Here is a 24,846-nt window from a genome sequence, read left to right on the forward strand (position 1 = left end):
GGAATTTACATTCCCGTCCGCTTTTTGTTATGTAACACCTATTTTTTTACTGGAGGTCTGTTAGTTCTACGAATTTCAGGCTGGGATTTTTCTCTGAATAATACTTAAGCAGGAAAGGCGTTTGAAAGAGCATTGCCCAGGCATTGCGCGAGTCGCGGGCGAGAATGGCATCGCTGCGGTTTGCCAATGCTTCGATGTCTTTGTCTTCACCCTTGATCCAACGCAGGAGGACGTGGGTCATCCGCTCCAACTCGGTAGCAACATTGTACTCGGACTGAAGGCGGGCTTGCACCACGTCGAATTGAAGTTGACCAACCACGGCGAGAATAGGCTCACGCTTGAAGGCATTGACGTTGTAAAGGATCTGTACTGCGCCTTCGCTCTCAAGTTGTTGCAACCCTTTGGCGAACTGCTTCTGCTTGCTTACATCCAGATTTCTCAGCAGGGCAAAATGCTCGGGTTGGAATCTAGGGATCGGCGCGAAATGAAGCGCTTTTCCAGAGCAGAGCGTATCTCCAATGGCAAAGATGCCGTTATTGGGAAGTCCGAGCACGTCGCCGGGGTAGGCTTCGTCGATGATCTCACGTTCGTTGGCAAAGGCTTTGTACGGGCGCATTAACTTGAGTGTCTTGCCGCTCGGAGTATGGAGCAAGTCCATGCCGCGCTCGAATTTTCCGGAACAGATGCGCAGGAAGGCGACACTGTCACGATGCTTGGGATTCATGTTGGCTTGGATTTTGAAAATGAAGCCGGTGAAATCTGCATCTTCCGGCGAAACCAAGCCTGTATCGCTGAGGTATGGCTGGGGCGGCGGGGCAAATTGAATGAACGAGTCGAGGAACATGCGTACGCCAAAGTTGGTCAGCGCGCTGCCGAAGAAGACGGGTGTCTGTTTTTCTTTGAGCACAGCGGCATGGTCGAAAGCACCGCCTGCCAGATCTAGCAATTCAATGCTTTCTTTGAGATGCTTTACTTTTTCGCTTGAAAGTAAACCTTGTTTTTCAAGGTCATCCACTCGAACGAAAACTTCAGGCGCGATCTTCTCATTGCGCTCGGTGCGTTCATAGAGATAGACGCCATCTTCCGCACGGTCGTATACGCCCACGAATTGCGGACCATCGCCGATGGGCCAGTTCATGGGCACCGGCTCCATGCCCAACACTTTGCGGATCTCATCCAGCAGGTCGAGCGGATCGCGGGCGGGGCGGTCCATCTTGTTGATGAAGGTGAAGATGGGGATGCCGCGTTTGCGACAGACTTCAAAAAGTTTCAGGGTTTGCGGCTCAATGCCTTTTGCGCCATCGATGACCATCACGGCACAGTCTACAGCAGAGAGGGTGCGGTACGTGTCTTCAGAGAAGTCTTGATGTCCGGGCGTGTCGAGCAGATTGATGATGTGACCGCGATAGGGGAATTGCAATACGGTCGAGGTGATGGAAATTCCGCGTTCACGTTCCATCTCCATCCAATCGGATGTGGTGGCGCGTTGATTCTTTCTCGCACGGACGTTGCCTGCCAATTCGATGGCGTTTCCATAGAGAAGTAATTTTTCGGTCAATGTGGTTTTCCCGGCATCGGGATGCGAGATGACCGCAAAAGTCCGCCGCGCGGAAATGGGGGAGGTAGGTTCAGGTGTTGTTTCGTTTTGCATATTCTTCAACCGCTCTGTTTGGTGATACTCCAACAGAGTACATAATCGACAAAAAGACTTCCGAAGCCGGTTAGACCTCGGAAGTCTGGGGTTCAACGTTGGTTAGCGGCGATCTCGTCCACCGCCACCGCCGCCGCGACGATCTCCGCCGCCACGACCGCCTCGGTCACCGCCGCCGCGTGGACCACCGCGTCCACCGCCGCCACGACTTCCACCGCCCTTATCCTTTTCGCGGGCTTCTTCAAGTGTCCAGCCTTCGAGCACAGCCTGACGGGAGAGGCGCACCTTGCCGCCTGCATCCACATCGGTGACCATTACGGTCAGCTCGTCGCCGACTACACAAACATCTTCAACCTTTTCGACGCGTTCGCTGTCAAGTTGAGAGATGTGAACGAGTCCGTCCACGCCGGGCATAATGTTCACGAAGGCGCCGAAGGCTTCCACGCGCACGACTTTGCCGGTGTAGATGTTGCCAGCCACAGCCGATTCGCCCAGTCCTTCAATGCGTTCCTGTGCGATCTTTGCGCCAGCGCTGTTGGTCGAAGCGATGTAAACAGTACCATCTTCTTCGATGTCGATCTTAACGCCGGTCTCTTCCTGCAGGGCGCGGATGTTCTTGCCGCCGGGGCCGATCAATGCGCCGATCTTATCGATCGGAATCTTGACGGTGATGATGCGTGGAGCATGCGGCTTGAGTTCCTTGCGCGGTTCAGCGAGGACAGCCAGCATCTTATCCATGATGGACATGCGGGCAACACGAGCCTGTTCGAGTGCTTCTTTCATCATCTGAGTGCTCAGACCGCTGATCTTGATGTCCATCTGCAAAGCCGTGATGCCCGCAGACGTTCCAGCGACCTTGAAGTCCATGTCGCCGAGGTGATCTTCGGTGCCCTGAATGTCGGTCAAAATTTGGTAACGACCAGAGTCGTCGGTAATGAGACCCATCGCCACGCCAGAGACGGGAGCCTTGATCGGCACGCCTGCATCCATGAGCGCCAGGGTCGAACCGCAGACCGAACCCATCGAGGTTGAGCCGTTGGAAGACAACGCCTCAGACACGACGCGGATGGTGTACGGGAAGGATTCTTCGATGGGCAGCACAGGTTCCAGTGCGCGTTCTGCCAGCGCTCCGTGCCCGACCTCGCGCCTGCTCTGACCACGAAGGGGCTTTGCCTCGCCGGTGGAGAAGGGCGGGAAGTTGTAATGGTGCATGTAGCGTTTGGTCTTGATCGGGGAGAGGTTGTCCAGTTCCTGTGCTTCGCCGAGAGTGCCGAGGGTGGCAAAGGAGAGGATCTGCGTCTCGCCGCGGGTGAACAGACCCGTTCCATGCGCGCGGGGTGAGACGTTCACGTCACACCAGATCGGGCGGATGTCGGTCGGCTTGCGTCCATCGGGGCGTTTGCCCATGCTCAAAATGCGCTCGCGGACAACAGCTTGCTCCGCCATTTCAAAGCCTTCGCGGAATTCGTTGACCTTCATATAGTCGGCGGCATTGCCACCTTCGGGAACGGTGCATAATTCGGCTTCGGCGGCTTCCTTGATGGTGGACATGCCGGTGTAGAACTCAACCTTGGAGAGCGGCTTGTCGAGCAATTCGTTCATCGGTCCGCTGACGCGGGCGAAAACTTTGTTTTTGACTTCGTCGCTGGGCAGGTGCAGTTTTACTTCGCGCTTGGGCTTGCCGATCTCGGCAGCCATTTGCAGTTGCAAGTCAATGATCGGCTGAATGGACTTGTGTCCAAGCTCCAATGCCTGAACCATCACATCTTCGGGGATCTCGTTCGCGCCGCATTCCACCATGAGGATGGCATCTTTGGTACCGGCGATTCTCAGGTCGAGGTCAGAGGCTTCGATCTCAGCAAAGGTCGGGTTGACGACGAATTCGCCGTTTACACGTCCGATGCGGACGGCGCCCACGGGTCCGCCCCAGGGGATGTCTGAGATCATGATCGCAGCAGAAGCCGCGTTGATGGCGAGGATGTCAAGCGGGTTAATACCGTCGGCTGAGAACGAGTACATAATGACCTGCACTTCGTTGCGCATGCCATCCTGGAACAACGGGCGCAGAGGTCGGTCGGTCAATCTTGCAGTGAGGATCGACTCCGTAGAGGCGCGCCCTTCACGGCGGAAGAAAGAGCCGGGGATCTTTCCTCCCGCATACAATCTCTCTTCAAATTCCACGCTTAATGGGAAAAAGTCAATGCCGTCGCGCACGCCGCCCATGGTGGCGGATGCGAACACGATCGAATCTTCGATCGCAATGGTTAACGCGCCGCCAGCTTGTCCGGCGAGGCGACCCGTTTCGATGGTGACCGTCTTGTTTCCAACGACGGCTGAATAACGTTTACCTTCGGGGTTCATATTTAGTTGTCTCCTAATTGGGCAGATGACGATCCGCCCCTAAAAAATTCCGCCTGCGGGTCAGGGACTGAAGAGTGGGAACAAACGAGTTGTTCGCGCTATTCAATTCCTGACGGCGGGTTTTATAACATAAGACCTGACAGGTTTCGAAAACCTGTCAGGTCTGGTTTTACTATTACTTGCGGCGCAAGTTCAATCGTTCGGTCACACTAAGGTACGCCTGATAATTGCTTTGGCGCAGGTAGGTGAGCAAGCGACGGCGCTGTCCGACCATCTTGAGCAAACCACGGCGGCAGGATTGATCCTGCTTGTTGTTGCGTAGGTGCTCGGTCAGCTGGGTGATGCGGTTGGTAAGGATGGCGATCTGAACCTCGGGTGAACCGGTGTCCTTCTCATGACGATGAAAATCGTCGATCGCCTTCGTTTTAACTTCCTTTGCGAGGGGCATGACGTATGCGTCTCCTTTCTAATAGACTATGCAGGTCTCCATGTCCGTAGCGATAAACCACAGGGCAGGACCAGTCACGGGCGAAAATTATACCAGAAAATCCCGCCGTAATTGCCCCTCATGAGCCTCAAAATGCCCTTTTACATACCGAAAAAGACGCTCCGGTGTGACCTCGCCAGCCAGATCTGACACAAAATCGGACGGATACACCACCGATTTACCCAGATCCTCCTCCCGCGTCCGCCTCAACCCGGACTTTATGGCTGTATGCGCCTTCCCATATGCCTTGAGCAAACCCTGACGGCTGACTCGTTGATTCCGCCCGCGCCCGAACCAGGCGTTGACCGAGTTAAACAGACGGGAGGGGAAATGCCGCATAATAACCCCAAATAATCCGCGCGCGTGGACGATCATCCACACTTCCAGGGCAATTGCCCGTGGACCCAGTGTAATGTGAAAAAGGATATCGCCCACTGTCCATACCGGGTTATCTGTTGGGAGTGGGTAATTTACCTCAGGAATGGATTCAACCAGCGCAATAAAGCGGCGATGTGTTTCATCCAATTCAGCCTCAATTTCCAATTTATTCATGGACTCCTTGTAGAAATTCTGCGTTCGCAGAGATATCAACTTGCAGCTCGTTTTTTAGTATGATACACTTTTTTTCAATATTCTTATGGGTGGGTTGTGATTTTACTGGTAGGTAAAAAGAATTTTCAATTATTTTGACACGGAGAAACTATATGCCTTCAGTTGTTTCGATTGCTGGTCTTTCCAAACATTATCAGGTCCCCGAGCGTGATGCGGGCTTAAAAGCCGCAGTGAAAGGATTGTTCAACCGAACTTTTAAGACCGTCAAAGCCGTGGATGGAATTTCCTTTGATATCCAACCCGGCGAAGTGGTCGGTTTTCTCGGTCCGAACGGAGCTGGTAAAACCACTACACTCAAAATGCTTAGCGGGCTTCTTTACCCGACCGCAGGCAAGGCTTCAGTGCTTGGGTATGAGCCTTCTCGGCGCGACCATGATTTTTTGCGTCAGATCACATTGGTGATGGGAAATCGCAATCAACTTGCCTGGGACCTGCCTGCAGTTGATTCGTTCGATCTTCATCGCGCTGTGTACAGCCTTCCCATGTCAGAGTTCCAGCGCACCAAGGATGAGTTCGTTGAATTGCTCGACCTGAAGGACCTCATGCAAAAGCCCATCCGGAACCTCTCATTGGGTGAAAGGATGAAAATGGAGATCGTGGGGGCACTGCTGCATAAACCCAAAGTCCTCTTTCTGGATGAACCCACTCTTGGTTTGGATGTGGTCATGCAAAAACGCATCCGTTCTTTCATTGCTGAATATAACCAGCGTTATGGTGCGACAGTTCTGTTGACCAGTCATTACATGGCAGATGTGGAGGCTTTGTGTAAGCGTGTTATTGTCATCCATCACGGTCAATTATTGTTCGACGGTGAACTTTCTGCGCTTGTTGAAAAATTTTCCGCTTTTAAAACGGTAGGGTTTACTCTTGAAGATCACACGATTGACCTGAGCGAGTATGGTGAGGTTATTTCTACCGATGGCGCGCGGGTGGTGATGCGGGTGCCCAGAGAAAAAACATCTGCCGTCACAACCCGCTTGCTAAACGACCTGTCTGTAGATGACTTGACGGTTGAAGCTGCACCTATTGAAGATGTCATAGAATCTGTCTTTGCAACAAAATCAGAAGAGGGGTAATGAAGAGATACTTTGAATTTTATATTGCAAAGATAAGGAATGCGGTGTTGATACAGCTTCAATACCCAATCGCCAATTATTTTTTCATCATTGGCATGATCGCCGAGCCTGTTATTTACATGGTGGTATGGTCCACGGTGGCGCGGCAGCAAGGCGGTAGTGTCGGCGGTTATACTCCCGGCGCTTTTGCCGCGTATTACATCGTCTGGACATTGGTTCGCAACATGAATCTGGTTTACACACCTTACGGTTGGGAGCGCCGGATCCGCAATGGCAGGCTGGTCATAAATCTGCTGCGACCGATCCACCCGTTACACGAGGATGTTGCCTATTTTGCTGGTGCAAAAGTGATCGAAATTTTACTGTGGCTGCCGCTTGCCGTTATCCTTTCGTTCATCTTCAAACCCGACCTGCATCCCACTTTGCTGGAGTGTGTGGTTTTCTTTGTGGCGATCTGGCTGGCTTATTTAATTCGCACTATGACCTTGTCACTGTTGGGTATGATTACGTTTTGGACCACACGAGTTAGCGCTTTGTATGAGCTATATTTTGCCGCCGAGTTGATCCTTTCCGGGCGGTTGGTGCCGCTCTCGCTCATGCCGGAATGGGTACAGAAACTAGCCTGGTATTTTCCCTTCCGTTGGACATTTGGTTTCCCGATCGAAACCCTGGTCGGCTCCATGTCTGTCAATGAGTTATTTGGCGGGCTGGGAATGCAATTGCTATGGGTTGTGCTGGGATTGGGTGCCGTTAATATCATGTGGAAAGCTGGGATTCACCGCTTTTCCGCGGTAGGAGGTTGATATGCGCGGCTTGCGGATCGCATTCAATTACCTGCGAATTGAGATCATGAATGAATTTCAATATCGCGCCAATCTGTTTATTCAGGTCTTGCAGACTTTTATTGCTCTTGCAACCGGACTCATTGGACTTGGACTCATCTTTACACAGACTTCTGAATTGGGCGGGTGGAGTAAGCCGGAGTTGCTTGCGGTAATGGGAATTTTTGTCATGATGGGGGGAGTGATCCGGGCGGCGATCCAACCGAATATGGAGCGGTTGATGGAAGACATTCAGGAAGGGACGCTTGATTTCGCCTTGACCAAGCCCGCCGACGCGCAATTGTTCGTCAGTGTGCGCGAATTTCGCTTATGGCAATTGGTGGATGTGGTTACAGGTATGATCGTGATAATTGTTGCGCTGGTGCAATTAAGCCTGCCAGTAAATATCTGGACACTGCTAGGATTTGTTACCGCATTGATCATGGGTGCTGTAATGCTGTATTGTTTCTGGCTTATCATCACCTCCACCGCTTTTTGGTTCGTGCGCATCAATGAGATTGCCGACCTTTTCACCGGATTGTATGCTGCCGGGCGCTGGCCCGTGGATATTTACCCCAACTGGTTGCGCTATGGCTTGACCTTTCTCGTCCCCGTGGCTTTCGCAGTTACTGTTCCTGCCGAAGCGCTCACTGGGCGGCTGACCCTTCAAACCTGGCTGGGAGCGCTTGCTTTGACCATGCTGTTGTTCGCTTTGGCAAGAACGGTCTGGGTAATTGGGCTGCGGAATTACTCTGGTGCTTCCGCATAAGCCTTTTTATTAATGCGTTCAGGAATAAGCTTCTATTAATTTCATAATCGAAAATCACAGGAATGGATTTCATAGTATTATAGCGGGATGATGCCTTCAATACGCGCATGGTTCACGTTCGTGGTTTTGTGCCTTATTCTTTCGGCTTGTCTTCCTGCTGCAGAAACGCCAGAGCCGACTCCCACACGGACCGTCACTCTCACCCCGATCGATACGCCGACGAACACGTTTACGCCAACTCCGCGTCCCTCCGCTACGATCGTGCGTATTTCGACCCAGGATCTGAACCAGCCTACGTTTACACCGTTCGTGATCTATGTGGATGGCAAGACCATTACGCCATTTCGTACGCCTACTTCTTCAAGCCCTGGTGCGGGGTTTTTATCTATAACGTATTCGCCAAAGAAGATCTACTGGGGCGGCTGCACCCCAAACTTCGTAAGCATTACAGCCAGAGTGGAAGACCCTGAAGAAGTCTTTAGTGTTCTGATCTTTACGCGTGTAAAAGATATCAAAGATGAAGATTACACCCCCTGGACGAATGGCAATGTTATGCTGGATCGTGGTCAAGGTGAGTTTACCCACAAGATCATCGGAAGTGAGCTTGATGGGCACGATCATTATTTACGTTCGTGGGTATATTTTCAACTTGTTGCAACCAACATTGAAGGGGAAGAGATCGGTCGATCCAAAATCTTTGAAAAAGCATTTGAAATGTACCCTTGTCCCTGCCTGACACCACTTAAGGGCTGCCCTGTAACCACCCCAAAACCAAAAACCACCCCGACCCCTAAAACAAAAAAACCATGAAAAAAATAACCTCCCTGCTCTTCTTCGCTCTTTTCTCATTGGCTTGTTCGTTGAGCTCCTTTGCCCCAGCGGAGACACCCACCCCCGCGCCAACCCAAACTGATACAGCCACGCCTCTTCCTACGGAGACGCCGGTTTTGCCAACCCTAACCTTTACCCTTACTCCAACTTTGATCGGTTATAAGACCGCCACCCCGCAAGGCACAGACACCCCTTTGGCTACTTTTACTGCCCCTCCGCCAGTAGTCACTTTAAATACACTACCTCCTCCTGTAAAGATGGAAGGTTTTTCATCGGTTACTTTATCATTAACCGAGATCTACAAAACAGGGAATTGTGAACCGTCAGTTGTCCGCATCATGGCGCAGGTGGATAACCCCACCAAGGCTGAATATGTGTTGTTATTCGTGCGGTTTAAGAGCCTCAAAGCGGCACGTGCTGCCAAATGGACAAAAATAGACATGATCCCGCTTGGTGCCGGTACATTTATCCATGACTTGTCGTCAATTCAAATGCTTGAAGACAAGTACTTCGATACTTCCTGGATCGAGTATCAAATTGTTTCCACCACCAAATCTGGAGCAGAACTTGGGCGTACCGATATCTTTAAAGAGCGTCTCAAAATGCTGCAATGTGTCCCATCACCAACACCAACTTCAGCTACAGTAAAACCTTGATGGAATTTCCCGTTGACTTTATTCGCTTCCTAACTTCTGCAACCCGTGTGGTCGTTTTGACGGGCGCAGGCGTTTCACAGGAAAGCGGACTTCGTACCTTCCGTGATGCGCAGGATGCGCTTTGGGCTCAATATAAACCGGAAGACCTTGCTTCTCCAGAAGCATTCGCTCGTGACCCCAAACTTGTTTGGGATTGGTATGCCTGGCGGCGTGAAGCTATCAAAGGTGTGCGCCCCAACCCCGGGCATTATGCGCTGGTCGAGATGGAAAACCGAATTCCGGCATTTACACTCATCACTCAAAACGTGGATGGATTGCATCGTTTTGCGGGGAGTCGAAATGTACTTGAGCTTCATGGGAATATTCAGCGCGTTCGCTGTGCCGAGTGTGGAACCTTCACCGAAACCTGGGGCGATGATACGGAATCAGTTCCTTTATGTGTGGTTTGTGGGGGGATGTTACGACCGGATGTGATCTGGTTTGGAGAAGCCCTGCCGCGGGCTGAACTGGAAGCGGCTGTAAAAGCCTCACGATCCTGTCATGTTTACTTTTCGATCGGTACCTCTGGTGTGGTGCAACCGGCTGCCTCTCTGGCTTATGCAGCTAGAAACAATGGCTCCGTGGTCGTTGAGATCAACGCCGAGCCAACTCCGCTTACGTCCAAGGTTGATTTCGCTTTTCACGGAAAATCCGGTGAGATCCTGCCGGATTTGGCAAAGGCAGTCTGGGGAGTTTAGTAATTTTCTTTTGTTTGGAGTAAAGTAATTATCGCACCATGGGCGAGCATTCGTTCCATGGTGCGATAATTTGATTCAGACATACGTTTAACTCGCTTTGAATTGTTTTAGATCTCGTTTCTAGGATTGCCAGTCACTTAGTTTTTCGCCAAGTTTGGAAATGCGTTCTCGCAGTAAAACAGCAGTTATACCAAGCATGAGAAGAAGAATGCCTGTGCAGCCAATGACAAAAATGGTGCCGATATCTTTCAGCGCGCTATAAACCACTGTCACTACCCCCAGAGCTACGAATCCGATCGGGAAGAAGGTAAGACTGCGCGAGCGGATGACAATGCCATAAACCAAAACCACAAGGGACTGGATAAAGAGCAGGAAGAAGTAGCTTAAGTCGTTCCTGCCAATCATTTGAATATAGGTTGTACCCAACAGGACGAGTTGCGAGAACATACCCGTCAGGAAGGCGCCGGTTGTGCTTTTGGCACGTGTTAATAAATAATGTTGCATCAACCCAAGGAGAGCAGTGCCGATGGAGAAGAATTGCGGCTCATCCACGTTCAACTCAAAAAGGATGATAAAGTACGCGAGCAGATACAAACTGTTAGCAGGGAATGCCAACCAGGCATTTCGGCGCATATATGCCTCGGCTGCCCAGAGTGTGGCGGCAATCGCCACGGGAATGGACGCATCCAACCCGCCGAGAATGGGTGCGCTTATCGAAACTATGACACCTACACCAAGACCGCTGTATAGCAGAGATAGATCCCAGCCTGTAGCGCGGTTTTTTGCCCGAAAAATCGTTCCAAGGGTGTAATACATGACTGCCACAATAATGACAGGGTGGATCCATTGGGTGATGTTAACTGCACGGAAGAGGAATGCAACGAAAAGCGGCAAAGAAGCAGTGAAAGTGTAAAGCAGGTTTGGTTGGCGATAGAGCAGACTGATCGTTAGGAAAAGAAGCGTGTAAATTCCAAATCCAATAACGGGGACCCAAATATCTGTTTCAACGAAGAGAAAGGCGAAGTTGATCAGCGAAAGAATTCCGCCAACAAAGCGAACGATGACCCGCATGGGTCTGGGATTCTAAACGTAAGGTGAGTAAGTAAATCTGATATTAGCCAAATAAGAGAGTAAGCCAGTAAATGATAAGAGACTTGCTCAACTTTGAAGTCATGCAGGATGAGATAAATACCAATGGTGAAATGAGCAGGTGCTCCTATTTCGAACCAGCCGTTGCCTCGCAAATAGGTTTCCGATATGAACAGCAAGCCCAAGCCCAAAACGTACCAGCCGCCGGTTTCTTTTGTCATACTCAATACGACAAACGACATGAGTGTACCGAGAGCCATTCCGCTGGTTCGAAGCACATCGCCCCATTTGTAATGGTTGCGAAGCGCGATGCCAATGACGTAGTAAATAAAAGCCAACAACGTTAAAGCTGGAAGCCAGGCATCGATATCAAAAGCATTAAGAGCGTACACGATGGTTAATGCCAGGTAGGTTGCAGGTAGATATGCCAGGTATGAATTTCGATAGGCGAGCGCATATGTTGCAACGAAAACTGCAAGCACAAAGTAGTTTATGGCGATATGTCCGCTGTTTTCTTGAGTAAATAGAACTGTGCTTGCTATGAACAGGAATGCGGCACCAATAGTCCGCAGGGGTAACCGCCATTGAAGGGCGAGAGACCAGTCTTTTTTCAGGAGCAGGTCTGGGATGAGGAGCAGGAGGGTGATCCCAACCAGTTGGTAGCCAAAGAAGATATCAAGCTTCTGAATCAATTCCAATTGGAAGAAGGCGAAATATGCAATAACAAAATTGATCAGAGCCAATGTCCATAGCCACCAGCGATTTTGCAGGACGTGAAGAACCGCAAAGAGAATGGCAACTCCGAGGGCTGCAATCAACCCCATCCAGGTTGCATGGACGAAACCGGTGAAAATTCCCAGTGCAAGGCTTGGCATGGCTGCCATTAAGATGGGCAGCCCATATTTTTTTATTTTTTCCAGCTTGTTGACCGGTTCGCTGGTTACTGCCAGGATATTGCCCCAACTAAATAACAGCAAGGAAGATCCAAGGCTTTCAAGATCGAAGGCGGTCGCTGCCAACCAGGGCATCGGAATGAACGTTGCGGCTGTCAGCCAGGGGAAGGCAAAGAATGGATATAAAAATTCAGAAAAAAGGTAGAAAACCGTTCCAACCATCCATGTGGCAAGGGTCACAAGATTTAACAGATTGTTACTAGAGGGCTCGAACGTGTTTACTCCAAAAACTCCAAGCGCAACTGCCAGAGTTATACCTTGAAGAAGTTGTGATGCAAGAAAAAGGGGTAGTGCGAACTTATCGTCTTTCCATTTTTTGAGAAGCCAGGTTCCTGCCAAACCAGTGAGGGTGGTTAGACCTGTCAACAGAGTGTAGTAGGCAGCTTCTGCTTCGAATAAGTCACCGACGCGGAAACAGGCAAGGATCAATGAACCGAGTGCGGTAAGGGAAAAGAGACGTGACTCGTACAACCAGGTGCTGCCGACCCAAACAACCGCCATCAAAACAAAAATGACGCCCCAGTATGCATCTGTAAAATCAGTTGTGAGATTGAAGGCTTGCCGCAGGGTTTCTTCAAGGCTGTTTGCAGTGATGGGTAGAAGGAAGGAGAAAACAATGAAAAGAGCAAAGCTTGGTTGAGGAAGTCGTTTTTTGATGGCAACGGCGAGCCCGCCAAAAATGACGGTTCCAATGATCAGGATGGGAAGCCGCAGCTCAGGTACAACGGCACCCAGAATGGAGGCTGCCGCAATGACAAAGAACGCACCAAGATAGAGGTATATCTTAATGCTGGCTTCACTGGTCAGTGTTTGCAGCAGGGATAGGCGCGGCTCTGCCGGGGCAGGGGGAGAGGCAGGGGCTTGCGGTGTTGGTGTGCTTTGTTGGGCGGTTACAGATTTTGGCTGAGTCTGAGGCTTTTCGGTCGGGGCAGGGTTGAAGTCGAAATCATAGCGGCGGCGAATAAGGTCTGCGTTGGGCTTCGATATGAGATGCTTCTTTTCCCATTCGTCAATCTCTTGCAGCAAGGTGAATCGAAAACCACGGTCCAGTTTACTTGAGCTAAAGTGCTTTTGCACAGCGCGATTTGACGGTAAGTTGAGTAAAGCCAGTGCATCGTTGCGAATATCTTCGTTGTCGCTTCGAGCGGCAAGCGTTTCCAGCTGGTTGCGAATCGCCTCGCTGCTGTAGTTTAATTCTTTTAAAGAGGCGATGGCATGGAAGATGTTTACATCATCAATGCTGCGTAGTTTTTCCAATAGATCATTGAGGATGTCTTCGGGTTTGTGCGGATCGATCTCGTTCATATTCGAATTCTCCATCGCGACGGCTTCGGTGGATACGTCGTCTGTGTATTCCTGGTTTTCAAGCTGTTCGGACTCACTTGGGTCGTCCTGGGCAAAGTCTGCTTCGATCCATTTTTTGGATTGGGAAAAATTTATTACCCAGGCGATCATTAAAGCAATGACGGTAACGCAAGAAAAAGAACCATCTGCAGACGTTGACCAATCCAACCCGAGTCCAATTAAGGCGATGCCTGTGCGAATGCCGGCATGAGTTAGTGCCCTGCCACCATGTCTGCGGACGAATTCGCTTTCTTGATTATTTACATACTGAAGAAGGATGAGATGCCAACAGGCGGAAACGATTATACCGATCGCAATCCCGATATAAGTGCGGGCATTAGAGTCGCAGATGAGTGGGCTATTCTCACAAATGGCACTGCCAAAATCAAGAGAAGTAATAAGGAGTAGTGTGCTAATAGTGAGAATTGGCGAAACGGTAAGCCATCTATATGCGGCTTTAGCGAGTCGAGTTTCGGTGTGCCTGTCCATAGGGTTGAGGTTTCTTTTTCCAATCTATAAAGTAATTGTGAGGAATTCAGGACTTATTTCGCCTTATTATTGCATAAAACGTGCCAAAATCGATAGATTTTTGACGCCCAAATGTACTGGTGTTAAAAATCAAAAGCCAGGCGTTTTCACCTGGCTTTTCTTCTATTATTTCCTGCTTGAGAAAGTGTTTCTTGAGCAATCCAAGTGCGAATTTTTACTTTTGAATTACCTCTGACGAAATAACCACCAGGATGCCTAGACATACAATAGCTGAAGCAATTTAATCAACAATCACTTGAATTAATGGCGAAGTGCCAAAGCCGAAAAACACTTTTGATGGGTTGCTATCTTTAACGGTCCAGATCACTCGCAAGAATAGAACCTCAGAATATTTTATTTTTTCATCCCCATCTGTTATTTCTTTGAAGGAGATATCGGCTGGATTGAGATTTGCGCCCATTTCTGCCTCTTTGTACCCGCCCCAATTGGGGTAGTATTTAGTCCCCCTTCCTTGAAATGTATAGATATCACTCCAAGTGATGCTGACGGGCGTTCCTCGTTTGTTGGTAACTTTTACGCCTAATTCCAGGAAAAGGTAGCCATCGTTCGCAAACCATTGATGACTATTATCCGCATATACGCTTCCGAGTTTACGGACTTTAACGATATCAACTTCATATTCATCGTTAAGTACAGCTGTTCCAAATGGCACAGCTGTTACTGTTGGTGTTTTTGGGATTTTTGTTGGGCGTGGTGTGGATGTTTGGGTTGGCAAGGCGGTATTGGTTATGGTGGCAAGTGGTGTGGCTGTGGGCTCGGGTGCAAATGTTGAACAAGCAAGGCTGAGGACGAACAACGATGTGTTCGCCAGCCATAACCTAGAATGGGTCGTTTTCATATTGATTCCTCCTGAGATTTTTATTTTTGATACTGGATTTGAGCTTTTGGGAAATGAAAATATTTTTAGTATTGCAGGTCGTAGTTGTCCTCCCATTTTGCAGGCATAATAGATTATTTTTTGAGCACATTTGAAATGTGCTATGTATGCGGCTATTGATTTCTTGATAATAAACTTGTTACGAATTTTCAATAGCAGAACGGATTATCCAAATTCCGTTCTGCTGTTGTTTTTTACATTTTCTTACTTTAGGGCAACCCCGCTACGTGGTGGAAGTGTTATCTGGTTTCCAGAAATTTCCGGGTTTCCATACAGTGTTCGAGGGTTCTTTTCAAAGTGGTATTCAAAAGACTTTGACGTATTGGACGCGTTGAATGCCACGACAATCGTTTCATCATTGAGTGTGCGAGCGTACGCCATGGTGTCATCATCTGCATACAGACATTTGTATGCGCCGCGACGCAATGCCTTTTGGCTGTTACGTAGAGCAATACATGCCTTGGCATTTTCGCGCAGGTTATTATCCCATTTTGATTCATCCCAGGGAAACGCCTTGCGGCAATCCGGGTCATGCCCGCCGTCTACACCGACTTCGTCGCCGTAGTAAATGCAGGGAGCGCCGGGCATGGTCATCAGAAATAGCCATGCCATTTTGAGAGAGTCTTTATCGCCGCTGGCGCAAGAAAGGAAGCGTGGCATATCGTGGCTGTCCAGAAGGTTAAGTTGGGAATAGGTGATGTCTTCTGGATATAAATTAAGTATACGTTCTACTTCATCGGCAAACTGTTTTGCATGCATTGGATGGACACGATCCTTGATCCCGCCCGCATGGCGGATGACATCCATGTTTAAATGCGACCCGGCGAAAAAGTTCAATGAGGCGGCGGTGAAGAGATAATTCATTACTGCATCGAACTGGTCGCCTTGCAGCCAGCGTTGTGCCTCGTGCCAGATCTCACCGACTATATACGCATCTGGGTTGATGGCTCGCACCCGGCGGCGGAATTCGCGCCAGAAATCGTCGTCATCGATCTCGCCGGGGACGTCCAGCCGCCAGCCATCGATGCCGAACTTGATCCAGTATTCAGCCACATCGAACAGAAACTCGCGCACAGCACGCGTATTGGTGTTGAATTTTGGCAGGGCAGGCAGGTTCCACCAGGCGCGATAGCCAATGGCGGTCAGGCTGTCTTCATGTTGTAGTAATTTCTGTTCATGGTGAGATGGGAAGGTTCCCCAATGTTTGTGCCCTTTCAGGCGCTCTTCATCAAAGTGAAACCAGTCTTTGTATGGCGAATCTGCACCGGTTTCCAGGACGTGATTGAATTGCCAGAAGCCGCGTGATGCATGGTTGAATACGCCGTCCAGTACCACCCGAATGCCGCGCTTGTGAGCGGCATTTAATAGTTTTTTGAACGCTTCATTTCCACCCAACAGCGGATCCACTTGATAATAGTCATAAGTGTGATATCTGTGATTGGATGCCGATGCAAAGATCGGGTTGAAATAGATCGCGTTGATTCCAAGATCTTGAAGATAATCTAGTTTCTCAATTACACCATATAAGTCTCCGCCTTTGAAACCATGGTACGTTGGGGCGCTATCCCAGGCTTCGAAGCCAAGATCGGGAAGTTCGTTGCTCTTAGCAAAACGATCGGGAAAGATTTGGTAAAAGACAGCGTCTTTTACCCATTCGGGTGTGGTCATGTATGTTCCTCTGATTTTGATTAGATAATGCACTTTGCGTGCCAATCTTGAAAAATTGTCGCTTAATCCGTTCGGGGGGCGTAAAGCGAACTGCAATTATATCGGCAAAATGTACTCGTAATTTATTGTGTTTCAGTGAAAACTGCCCTGCCACAGTACTGAAAGATTATTTGATAAAGATATGATATTCCCAGGGCGCGAGGTCCAGATGACTCGTCTCGTTCATTAGGACATTCTTGTCGCTTATGAAATCAACATAGTTGCCGTGAAATAACATGTCCTTAAATGTAACGCTCTGTGCTTTCGCTGAAAAATTAAAGACAGCAAACACCTTATCTGAACTGTTCTGGCGCACGAAGCTTAAGACTTGGGTTGGCGCAGAATTCATCACCTGAATCATCCGTGCGCCCCATTTTGCATTCCAAAGCGAGGTGTTCTTTTTGCGCATCGCCAGGAGTTTTTTATACAACGAGCCAATGGGGTGCTCTGTCCAGGTGATCGGGTCTTTTTCAAAGAAGGCGAGCCGCCGGGGTTCCCCTGCTTCCTGTCCGTTATACATCATGGGCATCCCTTCACTGGTGAATGATAAGGCGATAACCGCTTCGAGGGCATCGCCAAACGCCTCATGCATGGTTCCCTCCCATGAATTTTTATCATGGTTGGTTACGAACAACATGCGCATTACGTCGGCAGGGTATTCTTTCTCGTTATGGGAATAGTATGTGAAAAGCGGATCTAGATTGGCTCTTCCCATGGCGATGGCGTGCATGGTGTCGTACCAACTCCAGCCGTACGTCATATCGAAGGCTTCTACGTGCAGGTCGCGCGATTCCCATTCAGCCAGCATAAAAACCGGCTTGATGGCGTCCAATTCGCGGCGTGCCTGATTCCAAAAATCGGTCGGTAAAAATCCTGCCACATCGCAACGATACCCGTCAACATCCACATCACGCACCCAATATTTCAGTGCATCAATCATATATTCGCGCAACGCTGGCTGCTGATAATCCAGGTCAATAATGTCATCCCAATCACGCCAGGGAGAAGGGTGAAATTCACCCTTCCAATCACGGTGATACCACTCAGGATGCTCTTCCACAAGCAGGTTGTCCCAGGCAGTATGATTGGCTACCCAATCCAGGATCACACGCATATCCAGCTGATGTGCCGCTCGAATAAATTGTTTTAAGTCTTCCAACGTGCCAAATTCTGAATTTACACTATAGTAATCTTTCACCGCATACGGGCTGCCCAATGAACCTTTGCGATTCTTTTTTCCAATCTCATGAATAGGCATGAGCCAAAGGATATCAACACCCAGTTCTTTCAAACGCGGTAAATGCTTTTCAGCAGCCTGAAACGTACCCTCTTGCGTGAATTGCCGTGTATTGATCTGGTAGATCGTTGCATTCTTGCTCCACTCAGGGTGGATCAATTTGACGGAAGGAATTAACTGATGGCTGTTTTTCATGAGAAACCTTTGTTGTCTAGGATTTTTTAATTAAGGCTCGAGCTTTATAATATGAATGGAATATGGAGACAAAACATCGACGGGGTGATAATCCTCAAACCCGCCACGCTTCACAACCGGACCTTGTACCTGCGCATCCCCGTATAATGCAGATGCGCTGTAAGCGAGATCTGCCATTTCAATCCCTTTACCTGAAAGGATATAGTCAGATATTGGAGTATCGTCCAGATTGATGAGCACCAGGGTGGTTTCGCTGTCATCGTGACGCAACACCGCATAAACTGCCGGATTGTTACAATCTAGAACAATATAATCACCGGTTCTCAAAGAAGAGTGGGCTCCCCGAAGTTGTACCAAATCGCGATACAGTGAAAGAAGAGAGTCCGGGTCGTTTATTTGACCGGCAACATTGACCTCTTTGAAGTTAGAGTCTGGTGTTCTCCACGGCTGTCCGGTTGTAAAACCGGCATTTGTATCGCTGCTCCACTGCAGAGGACGGCGGATGTTTTCATCGGGTTTTGCGCCTGTCATGCCGATCTCTTCACCGTAATAAATAAACGGCGTACCGGGTGCGGTCAACATCATGGCAGCGGCGATCCTTGCTTTATGGACGTCGTTTTGCAATTGACTCATCACCCGGTTTTGATCATGATTGGTTAGGAAAGGCGCGTATTGATATTCGGGTAAAAATGCATTACTGGTTTCGAGTACCCGAGTGACATTCTTACCTCGCCCTGTTTGCGCCGCCTGAAGGATCGTGCTGGAAAGTTGAAAATTGAAGACGAGGTCGAATTCCTTTTTGATCACATAACGAGACGCTACCGATATGTTGTCTCCAAATAGCTCGCCAACGGTCATAGAGTCTGGCTTCATCTCTTTGTAAGCAGGATACATATTTTGATACCACTCATGTGTTGCATTGGTGTTTTGTTGGATTGCATTTTCTTCGATCAAATGTTTTGCTGCATCCAGCCGAAATCCGTCTATGCCAACATCATTGAGCCAGAAAGAATATATTTTTTGTATTTCTGCAGTGACTTCCGGGTTGGTGTAATTTAGGTCAGGCATGAAGGCTTCAAAAATACCGTAGTAATACCCTGTGAGCGATGGGTGCCAGACATCCTGGCTCCAGGGACCTTTGTAACCCGGGTTCGTTTCACTCCAAATGTACCAATCCCTGTAGGGCGAATTAATATCTTTTTTTGCTTCTTTGAACCATGGGTGTTGGTCGGAGGTGTGGTTAAGCACCATATCGATGACTATATGGATGCCTCGTTTGTGAGCCTCTTCTACAAGGTGTTTGAAGTCGTCCATAGTCCCGTATTGTGGATTGACGCCATAATAATCTGTGACATCATATCCGTGATAGGAAGGGGAGGGGAAGATGGGCATAAGCCAGATGCCGGTAATGCCTAAATCGGTCTTTGTTTGCGGATCACCATCGTTGAGATAATCGAGTTTCGCTGTGATTCCGTTGAAGTCTCCGACTCCATTCCCGTCCGGAGTCGTAGAAGGAACGCACAAAGATTTCATAAAAAACTGTGTTGCCCAACCAGTTGGCAGTACCAGCCTGGGAGGATGTGGTGATCGTTGGCGCCGGATGCGTTTCCGCTGAGGAAGAGGCGGGAACGCATCCAATTATTATCGATATGGTTAGAAATAATTTGATTAATTTTTGATACATTCAAAGACTCGGGGTATAAAAAGGGCGGTCAAAAGACCGCCCAATATTGGGTGCGAATTGCTTTATCCCTTTACGCTTCCAAGCGTTAATCCAGAGATCAACCACTTTGAGGAGTACAGGAACAGTGCCATGACCGGTATTGCGATCAGAACAGATGCTGCTGCAAACTGCCCCCACGAGACAGTGAATTGCTGTGCAAAAGTAAAAATACCAAGCGGCCAGGTGTAGATTTCGTTCTTCTGTAAAACAACACGGGCAACAAGATACTCACTCCAACCGCCCATGAAGGAGAAGAGAAATGCGATCGCGAGGGCGGGGGTGGAAAGCGGTAGGATAATGTTTGTGAAAACAGTAAAGCGACTTGCGCCGTCAATCAGCGCAGCCTCTTCCAGGTCGACTGGGATCGTGTCATAGTACCCTTTGAGGGTCCAGATCGTGAGAGGGACCGATGTTACTGCATAGGCAATTATGAGCCCCAGTGAAGTGTTGATCATTTTCAACTTGGCGATCATGATAAATAAAGGGAGCAGCAACATGCCTGCCGGGATCATTTGTGTGGTTAATAAGAATATCAACCCAGCCGAGCGACCGGGAAACCTGAAGCGGGAAAAGGCGTAGGCACTGATCGCGGCAAGGATAACGCTGATGATCGAAGTGACAGCAACCACTGAAAAAGAATTCCATATCCACAGAAAGAAATCAGATTGTCGGTTTTTCTCCGGCGCTCCGAAAAGGACTTCCTTGTAATTATCCAGGGTGGCATTTTCAGGAACAATTCGTAGGTCAGTCGTAAGCAACGAATCGTCAGGGCGCAGGGATATGGTGATAACGCGCAAAGCAGGGTAGACAGCGATGACGCAAGAAGCGATCAATGCGGCATGGATCATCAAAGTTTTAAATGGGCTGTCGCCGCGGGAGCGGAAGAAAAACCAACGATAGAAGCGAATAATGGGATTTGGTGACATGATGGTTGCTCCTTATTCTGATGCGGACTTAAGTCCGTCACTGACCCTGAGATAGAAAAGGGTGAAAGCGAACAAGATGGCGAAAATGACAAGTGCGAACATGGCGGTGAAACCGTATCTATAAAACTGGAACGCCGCCTTATACATGGAGGATACGAGAATATCCGTTTTTTCCTGAGGTCCTCCCTGCGTGATCAGATAAATGATATCGAACTTATTGAAGGTCCAAACCACACCTAGGATAATGGCCGGGGTGAGCACTGGGCGCAAAAGCGGCAGGGTAATGTTCCTAAATTGCTGCCAGCGTGTGGCGCCATCAATTTCGGCTGCTTCATAATATTCCTGCGAAATACTTTGCAAGCCGCCGAGAATGATGACGGACATGAAAGGGATGCCAAGCCAGATATTCGCGATAAGGATGGAAACAAATGCCCAAAATGGATCCTGTTTCCAACTGACAGGTCCAATGGTCGCTGCCAGCCATGCAAAGGTATTTCCGATACCTATAATATTTTCAGTATTGAGACTAACTGCCGTCAGCCATGTGTTGAGATTTCCTAATAGAATGTTGAACAATCCGTATTGATTGTCAAATTCATTTCGCAGAGCCATTGCGGCGATCGTGGCAGGCATAGCCCAGGGGATGACCAGTAAAGTGCGGTAGATGCCTTTGAACTTGAGTGGGCGATTGAGTAATATGGCCAGCCCCATTCCGCCTAGAACATGAAAGGTCACATTGATCCCGGTCCACAAAATTGTGCGCCAAAAAACCTCGAAAAACTTCGCGTCTTTTGCCACAGGTCCGGTAAAGAGCGTTTTTAAGTTTTCCCAGCCATATATAAGACCATATTCTGCATTTTTTGTTGCCTGCGTACCAAGTGATGCATTTGAAAACGCAAGTTTGATCTCAAAAAGAAACGGGTACACGATCAAAAAGAGGACGCCAATCAATGCCGGGAGAATAAGCAGATAAGCGAGTCCAACACGGCTGTTTCGCGGCTTGCTGGTGAGCTGGATCACACCGAACAGAACTAGAAATCCGAGCCCGGCAATAATCCCGGCGATCATGCCTGCCGAATCTTTAGTCGCAACTTTTGCTTCGATCAGCGATTTTTGCAGGTTGCTTAACCACTCAAAGGGTCCGCTAATAAACTTGCTTACAGACCCATCTCCAAGTTTGATAAGGTCGGTGAGGTTGAAAAAATAAAGAATGACAATCAGGGTTAGAAAACCCATAGCTGCTTGAATCGTACGTGTGATAATTGCTGTCGTTCGATTTACAGGTTCGCTGAAAAAGATCTGGTAAAAATAAATTTCGATGATTGCAAGACCGCCCAAAATGCCGAACAGAAAACTCCCTATTTCCTTCAGCCGGTCTAGGATAATGGTAGTGTTTAGGGTAATCCCATCGGAAAATGGCGAGATCAACGAAGAAAAAACATAATATATTGATGCAAAAGCTGCTATCCATAGGATAGTTGGGAGGTTTCGTTTTAAGAAATTTTCGTTTTCCATGTTAGCCTCTGGGTCCCTCATTCGCAGGTGAAAAAATACATACCCGATATCTTAGCAATTAGAAAGTAGGGTTTTATACAAAGATGGGGAGCGTTGCCGCTCCCCATCTTTTTGTTCAAGCTTGGATCAAATTAGTTGGTGCCAAGGGTGGCAACGCAGGCGTCAGCAGCTTCTTGAGCGGCGGCGGCGGCATCTTCAGGAGTAAGTGTTCCAGCCATTACACCTTCGAGGTTCGGGCGCCAGGCATCCCATGCGCAGCGCATCTGGGGGGCGGCAGGCTGACCGCGTCCGTTCGAAAGAGCAGCCATGGAGGCAACCAGGATCGGGTCGCTGGAGATCGCGGGATCGTTGGCAACTTCCTTGTTGGAGGGCAGGCGCTTGAATTCATCCAACCAGCGCTTCTGCACTTCTGCCGAGGTCATGAAGGTCACGAACTTGACAACAGCATCCTTCTTGGCAGCATCGTCAAGCACGGCGGTTGAGAACATGAACGCCTTGTTACCGGTCATTTCGGTATAAGCATTGCCGTTGATGCTGGGGACGGGGGCAACGCCGAAGTTTTCACCGAGAGCGGTCTGGTATTCGCCGAGGGACCAGTCACCATTGATGATCATGGCAGCTTTGCCTTCCTTCATCATGGCGTCTGCGCAGGCATAATCACATTCCTGAGGGACAACGCCGTCGGTCTTGAGCGCGGCAACGAAGGTCAGGTAGTCAATGAATGCCTGGTTGTTGAACTGAGGTTTATCTTCGGCATCAAGAGGCCAGCCACCAAATGAACCGTAGAAGCCAGCGCCCCAATAGGGTTCATTGAGGTTGTAGGCGAAGCCCTGAACATCACCGGTGGTGAGTTCTTTGGCGGTGGCAATGAGGTCTTCGAAGGTGGCGGGGGGCTCAGCGATCAAGGACTTGTTGTAAATCAACATCAGGTGGTTGCCATAGCCATCGGGGATACCCCAATAAGTACCGGCAACTTTGCTGTTTTCGAGAGCGCCTTCAAAGGACTGTTCAATAAAAGCCTGATCGAAGAGTTGATCGACTGGGGCAACGATCTGGAGGGTGCTGAAAGGACCGGCGAAATCGCTAGGTACTCGAACAACATCCGGGGCAGCTTCAGCCAAGGAAGCGGTCTGGAACTGGTCACGAAGAGCTTCATTCTCATAGTGAGTGCGCTCAACGGTGATATTCGGGTTCGCAGCCTGGAAGTCGGCGATCAACTGATCGATAAAGACATCCACTTCTTCGCCTTCCTGTTCCCAGAAAGTAATGGTAACGGGTTCGGCGGGGGCTTCAGTTGCAACTTCGGTGGCGGCTTCAGTTGCAGCAGCTTCGGTGGCGGGGACTTCTTCAGCGGGGGCGCCACAGGCAGCGAGAGCCATGGAGGCGACCACCAGTAAGCTCAGTAACACGAGCAAGTGCTTTTTCATTCTCTAATTCTCCTTGAAATATTTTAGAAATCGTTTAGAAATTTTCCATTAGGACGTACGCAACTGAGCATTTACAGCGTGGCAACCACCTCCTTTGATGTAATTATCGAACTGCCTCTTCAGTTTCCACATCGAAGATGTGGAGTTTGTCCATATCAAAAATCACCTGCACTTCATCGCCAACACGTTTTTGCGAGCGCGGATCCACACGAGCAATAAAGGTGTTCTTGCCGCTGACGAGATAAAGGAATGTTTCATTGCCCATCAGTTCAGTCACGTCTACCTTGGCTGAAACTTTTTCGCCATGAATATTCACGGGGGCAAATTCAGGATCGTGGATATTTTCCGGGCGGATGCCGAAAACAACCTTCTTGCCATCCATGTTCTTGTACGGTGCGGCAAGCGCGTCCGGCACCTGGACTTTGAAGTTTTCCATATCAACGGTCACCTTGCCGCCGTTGACGGAAATCTTTGCGGGGAAGAAGTTCATGGAGGGGGAACCGATGAACCCGGCAACGAACAGATTGGAAGGGCGGTCGTACAACGCCTGCGGGGTGTCCAATTGCTGGAGAATGCCCTTGTTCATTACCGCAATACGAGAAGCCATGGTCATGGCTTCGGTCTGGTCATGGGTTACGTAAATAAATGTGGTTTGCAGGCGCTGGTGCAACTTGCTGATCTCGGCACGCATCTGCACGCGTAATTTTGCATCAAGGTTGGAAAGCGGTTCGTCGAAGAGGAAGACCTTCGGTTCACGGACGATGGCACGCCCAACCGCCACACGCTGGCGCTGACCACCAGAAAGCTGGCGGGGTTTGCGGTCAAGGAGGTGGGTGATGTCGAGAATTTCCGCCGCTTCGTTCACGCGTTTCTTGATTTCATCTTTTGGCGTCTTGCGAAGTTTCAATCCAAACGCCATGTTGTCGTACACCGACATGTGCGGATACAACGCATATGATTGGAATACCATGGCAATGTCGCGATCCTTCGGAGCAACATCGTTCACTACACGATCGCCGATCATGATGTCACCTGCGGTGATCTCTTCCAATCCTGCCAACATACGCAGAGCGGTTGTTTTACCGCACCCGGATGGTCCTACGAGAACGAGAAATTCCTTATCCTCAACTTTGAAGTTGAGTTGCTTGATGACGCTGACGTCACCGAAGCTTTTGATTACATTGTTGTACGTTACACTTGACATGGTATTGCCTCCAATCTGAAAGAATATAGTGGCTTTATTATAATCAGGTGGAGGCTTTTGCCCTATGATTTTTGCCCTCGATTTAGTTGCGGGGTTAAA

General features: G+C 49.2%; 20 protein-coding genes. 6 read left to right on the top strand and 14 right to left on the bottom strand.

The window, feature by feature from the left end; translation table 11 throughout:
• Positions 1 to 46: 46 nt before the first annotated feature.
• The 4 genes from IPG80_RS01770 to IPG80_RS01785 all read right to left on the bottom strand — a co-directional run bounded on the left by IPG80_RS01770 (position 47) and on the right by IPG80_RS01785 (position 5,051).
• Entirely contained in the window at positions 47 to 1,651 is a 1,605-nt protein-coding gene (locus tag IPG80_RS01770) for a peptide chain release factor 3 (protein WP_345102010.1), read from the bottom strand.
• Positions 1,652 to 1,753: 102 nt separating this feature from the next.
• Complete coding sequence (locus tag IPG80_RS01775) at positions 1,754 to 4,012, bottom strand: polyribonucleotide nucleotidyltransferase (protein ID WP_345102012.1); 2,259 nt, start codon at positions 4,010 to 4,012, stop codon at positions 1,754 to 1,756.
• A gap of 175 nt (positions 4,013 to 4,187) precedes the next feature.
• On the bottom strand, positions 4,188 to 4,460 hold the full coding sequence (gene rpsO, locus IPG80_RS01780) for a 30S ribosomal protein S15 (protein WP_345102014.1): 273 nt from the start codon (positions 4,458 to 4,460) through the stop codon (positions 4,188 to 4,190).
• A gap of 87 nt (positions 4,461 to 4,547) precedes the next feature.
• The gene (locus tag IPG80_RS01785) at positions 4,548 to 5,051 is read right to left on the bottom strand and encodes a DinB family protein (RefSeq protein ID WP_345102016.1); all 504 of its coding nucleotides are present in this window, start codon (positions 5,049 to 5,051) and stop codon (positions 4,548 to 4,550) included.
• Between the two features lie 152 nt (positions 5,052 to 5,203).
• Between IPG80_RS01785 and IPG80_RS01790 the strand changes: the two genes are divergently transcribed.
• The 6 genes from IPG80_RS01790 (at position 5,204) to IPG80_RS01815 (ending at position 10,001) form a co-directional block, all read left to right on the top strand.
• On the top strand, positions 5,204 to 6,187 hold the full coding sequence (locus tag IPG80_RS01790) for an ATP-binding cassette domain-containing protein (protein ID WP_345102018.1): 984 nt from the start codon (positions 5,204 to 5,206) through the stop codon (positions 6,185 to 6,187).
• On the top strand, positions 6,187 to 6,990 hold the full coding sequence (locus IPG80_RS01795) for an ABC-2 family transporter protein (RefSeq protein WP_345102020.1): 804 nt from the start codon (positions 6,187 to 6,189) through the stop codon (positions 6,988 to 6,990). Before IPG80_RS01790 ends, IPG80_RS01795 begins: the two co-directional genes overlap by 1 nt.
• A 1-nt stretch (position 6,991) precedes the next feature.
• Positions 6,992 to 7,777: an ABC-2 family transporter protein gene (locus tag IPG80_RS01800; protein WP_345102022.1), complete on the top strand. Its 786-nt coding sequence runs from the start codon at positions 6,992 to 6,994 to the stop codon at positions 7,775 to 7,777.
• Positions 7,778 to 7,864: 87 nt separating this feature from the next.
• Positions 7,865 to 8,587 (top strand): hypothetical protein, encoded by a 723-nt coding sequence (locus IPG80_RS01805; RefSeq protein ID WP_345102024.1) that lies wholly within the window; start codon positions 7,865 to 7,867, stop codon positions 8,585 to 8,587.
• Positions 8,584 to 9,264 carry a hypothetical protein gene (locus IPG80_RS01810; protein ID WP_345102026.1) on the top strand — a complete coding sequence of 227 codons (681 nt, stop codon included), beginning with the start codon at positions 8,584 to 8,586 and terminating at the stop codon, positions 9,262 to 9,264. The genes IPG80_RS01805 and IPG80_RS01810 overlap by 4 nt, the downstream gene beginning before the upstream one ends.
• Positions 9,219 to 10,001: an NAD-dependent deacylase gene (locus tag IPG80_RS01815; RefSeq protein ID WP_345102028.1), complete on the top strand. Its 783-nt coding sequence runs from the start codon at positions 9,219 to 9,221 to the stop codon at positions 9,999 to 10,001. Before IPG80_RS01810 ends, IPG80_RS01815 begins: the two co-directional genes overlap by 46 nt.
• A gap of 120 nt (positions 10,002 to 10,121) precedes the next feature.
• On the opposite strand, the gene IPG80_RS01820 is transcribed toward IPG80_RS01815, so the two are convergent.
• From IPG80_RS01820 to ugpC, 10 genes are all read right to left on the bottom strand, one after another.
• Positions 10,122 to 11,072 (bottom strand): hypothetical protein, encoded by a 951-nt coding sequence (locus IPG80_RS01820; RefSeq protein WP_345102030.1) that lies wholly within the window; start codon positions 11,070 to 11,072, stop codon positions 10,122 to 10,124.
• Positions 11,030 to 13,876 carry a hypothetical protein gene (locus IPG80_RS01825; protein WP_345102032.1) on the bottom strand — a complete coding sequence of 949 codons (2,847 nt, stop codon included), beginning with the start codon at positions 13,874 to 13,876 and terminating at the stop codon, positions 11,030 to 11,032. The genes IPG80_RS01820 and IPG80_RS01825 overlap by 43 nt, the downstream gene beginning before the upstream one ends.
• Positions 13,877 to 14,156: 280 nt before the next feature.
• The gene (locus IPG80_RS01830; RefSeq protein WP_345102034.1) at positions 14,157 to 14,966 is read right to left on the bottom strand and encodes a hypothetical protein; all 810 of its coding nucleotides are present in this window, start codon (positions 14,964 to 14,966) and stop codon (positions 14,157 to 14,159) included.
• A 51-nt stretch (positions 14,967 to 15,017) separates the two neighbouring features.
• Positions 15,018 to 16,481, bottom strand: coding sequence for a glycoside hydrolase family 13 protein (locus IPG80_RS01835; RefSeq protein WP_345102036.1), 1,464 nt, complete (start codon positions 16,479 to 16,481; stop codon positions 15,018 to 15,020).
• 166 nt (positions 16,482 to 16,647) lie between these two features.
• The gene (locus IPG80_RS01840; protein WP_345102038.1) at positions 16,648 to 17,952 is read right to left on the bottom strand and encodes an alpha-amylase family glycosyl hydrolase; all 1,305 of its coding nucleotides are present in this window, start codon (positions 17,950 to 17,952) and stop codon (positions 16,648 to 16,650) included.
• 30 nt (positions 17,953 to 17,982) lie between these two features.
• On the bottom strand, positions 17,983 to 19,485 hold the full coding sequence (locus IPG80_RS01845; RefSeq protein ID WP_345102040.1) for an alpha-amylase family glycosyl hydrolase: 1,503 nt from the start codon (positions 19,483 to 19,485) through the stop codon (positions 17,983 to 17,985).
• A 213-nt stretch (positions 19,486 to 19,698) separates the two neighbouring features.
• Positions 19,699 to 20,601 carry a sugar ABC transporter permease gene (locus IPG80_RS01850; protein ID WP_345102042.1) on the bottom strand — a complete coding sequence of 301 codons (903 nt, stop codon included), beginning with the start codon at positions 20,599 to 20,601 and terminating at the stop codon, positions 19,699 to 19,701.
• A gap of 12 nt (positions 20,602 to 20,613) precedes the next feature.
• On the bottom strand, positions 20,614 to 22,116 hold the full coding sequence (locus IPG80_RS01855) for a sugar ABC transporter permease (RefSeq protein ID WP_345102044.1): 1,503 nt from the start codon (positions 22,114 to 22,116) through the stop codon (positions 20,614 to 20,616).
• Between the two features lie 131 nt (positions 22,117 to 22,247).
• A complete protein-coding gene (locus IPG80_RS01860) occupies positions 22,248 to 23,543 on the bottom strand; it encodes an extracellular solute-binding protein (RefSeq protein WP_345102046.1) in 1,296 nt (431 codons plus the stop codon).
• Between the two features lie 103 nt (positions 23,544 to 23,646).
• Positions 23,647 to 24,747, bottom strand: coding sequence for a sn-glycerol-3-phosphate ABC transporter ATP-binding protein UgpC (gene ugpC, locus IPG80_RS01865; RefSeq protein WP_345102048.1), 1,101 nt, complete (start codon positions 24,745 to 24,747; stop codon positions 23,647 to 23,649).
• Positions 24,748 to 24,846: the final 99 nt, after the last annotated feature.

Origin of the sequence: Candidatus Villigracilis vicinus (assembly GCF_016702885.1) — a bacterium.
GTDB classification, from domain to species: Bacteria; Chloroflexota; Anaerolineae; order Anaerolineales; family Villigracilaceae; genus Villigracilis; species Villigracilis vicinus.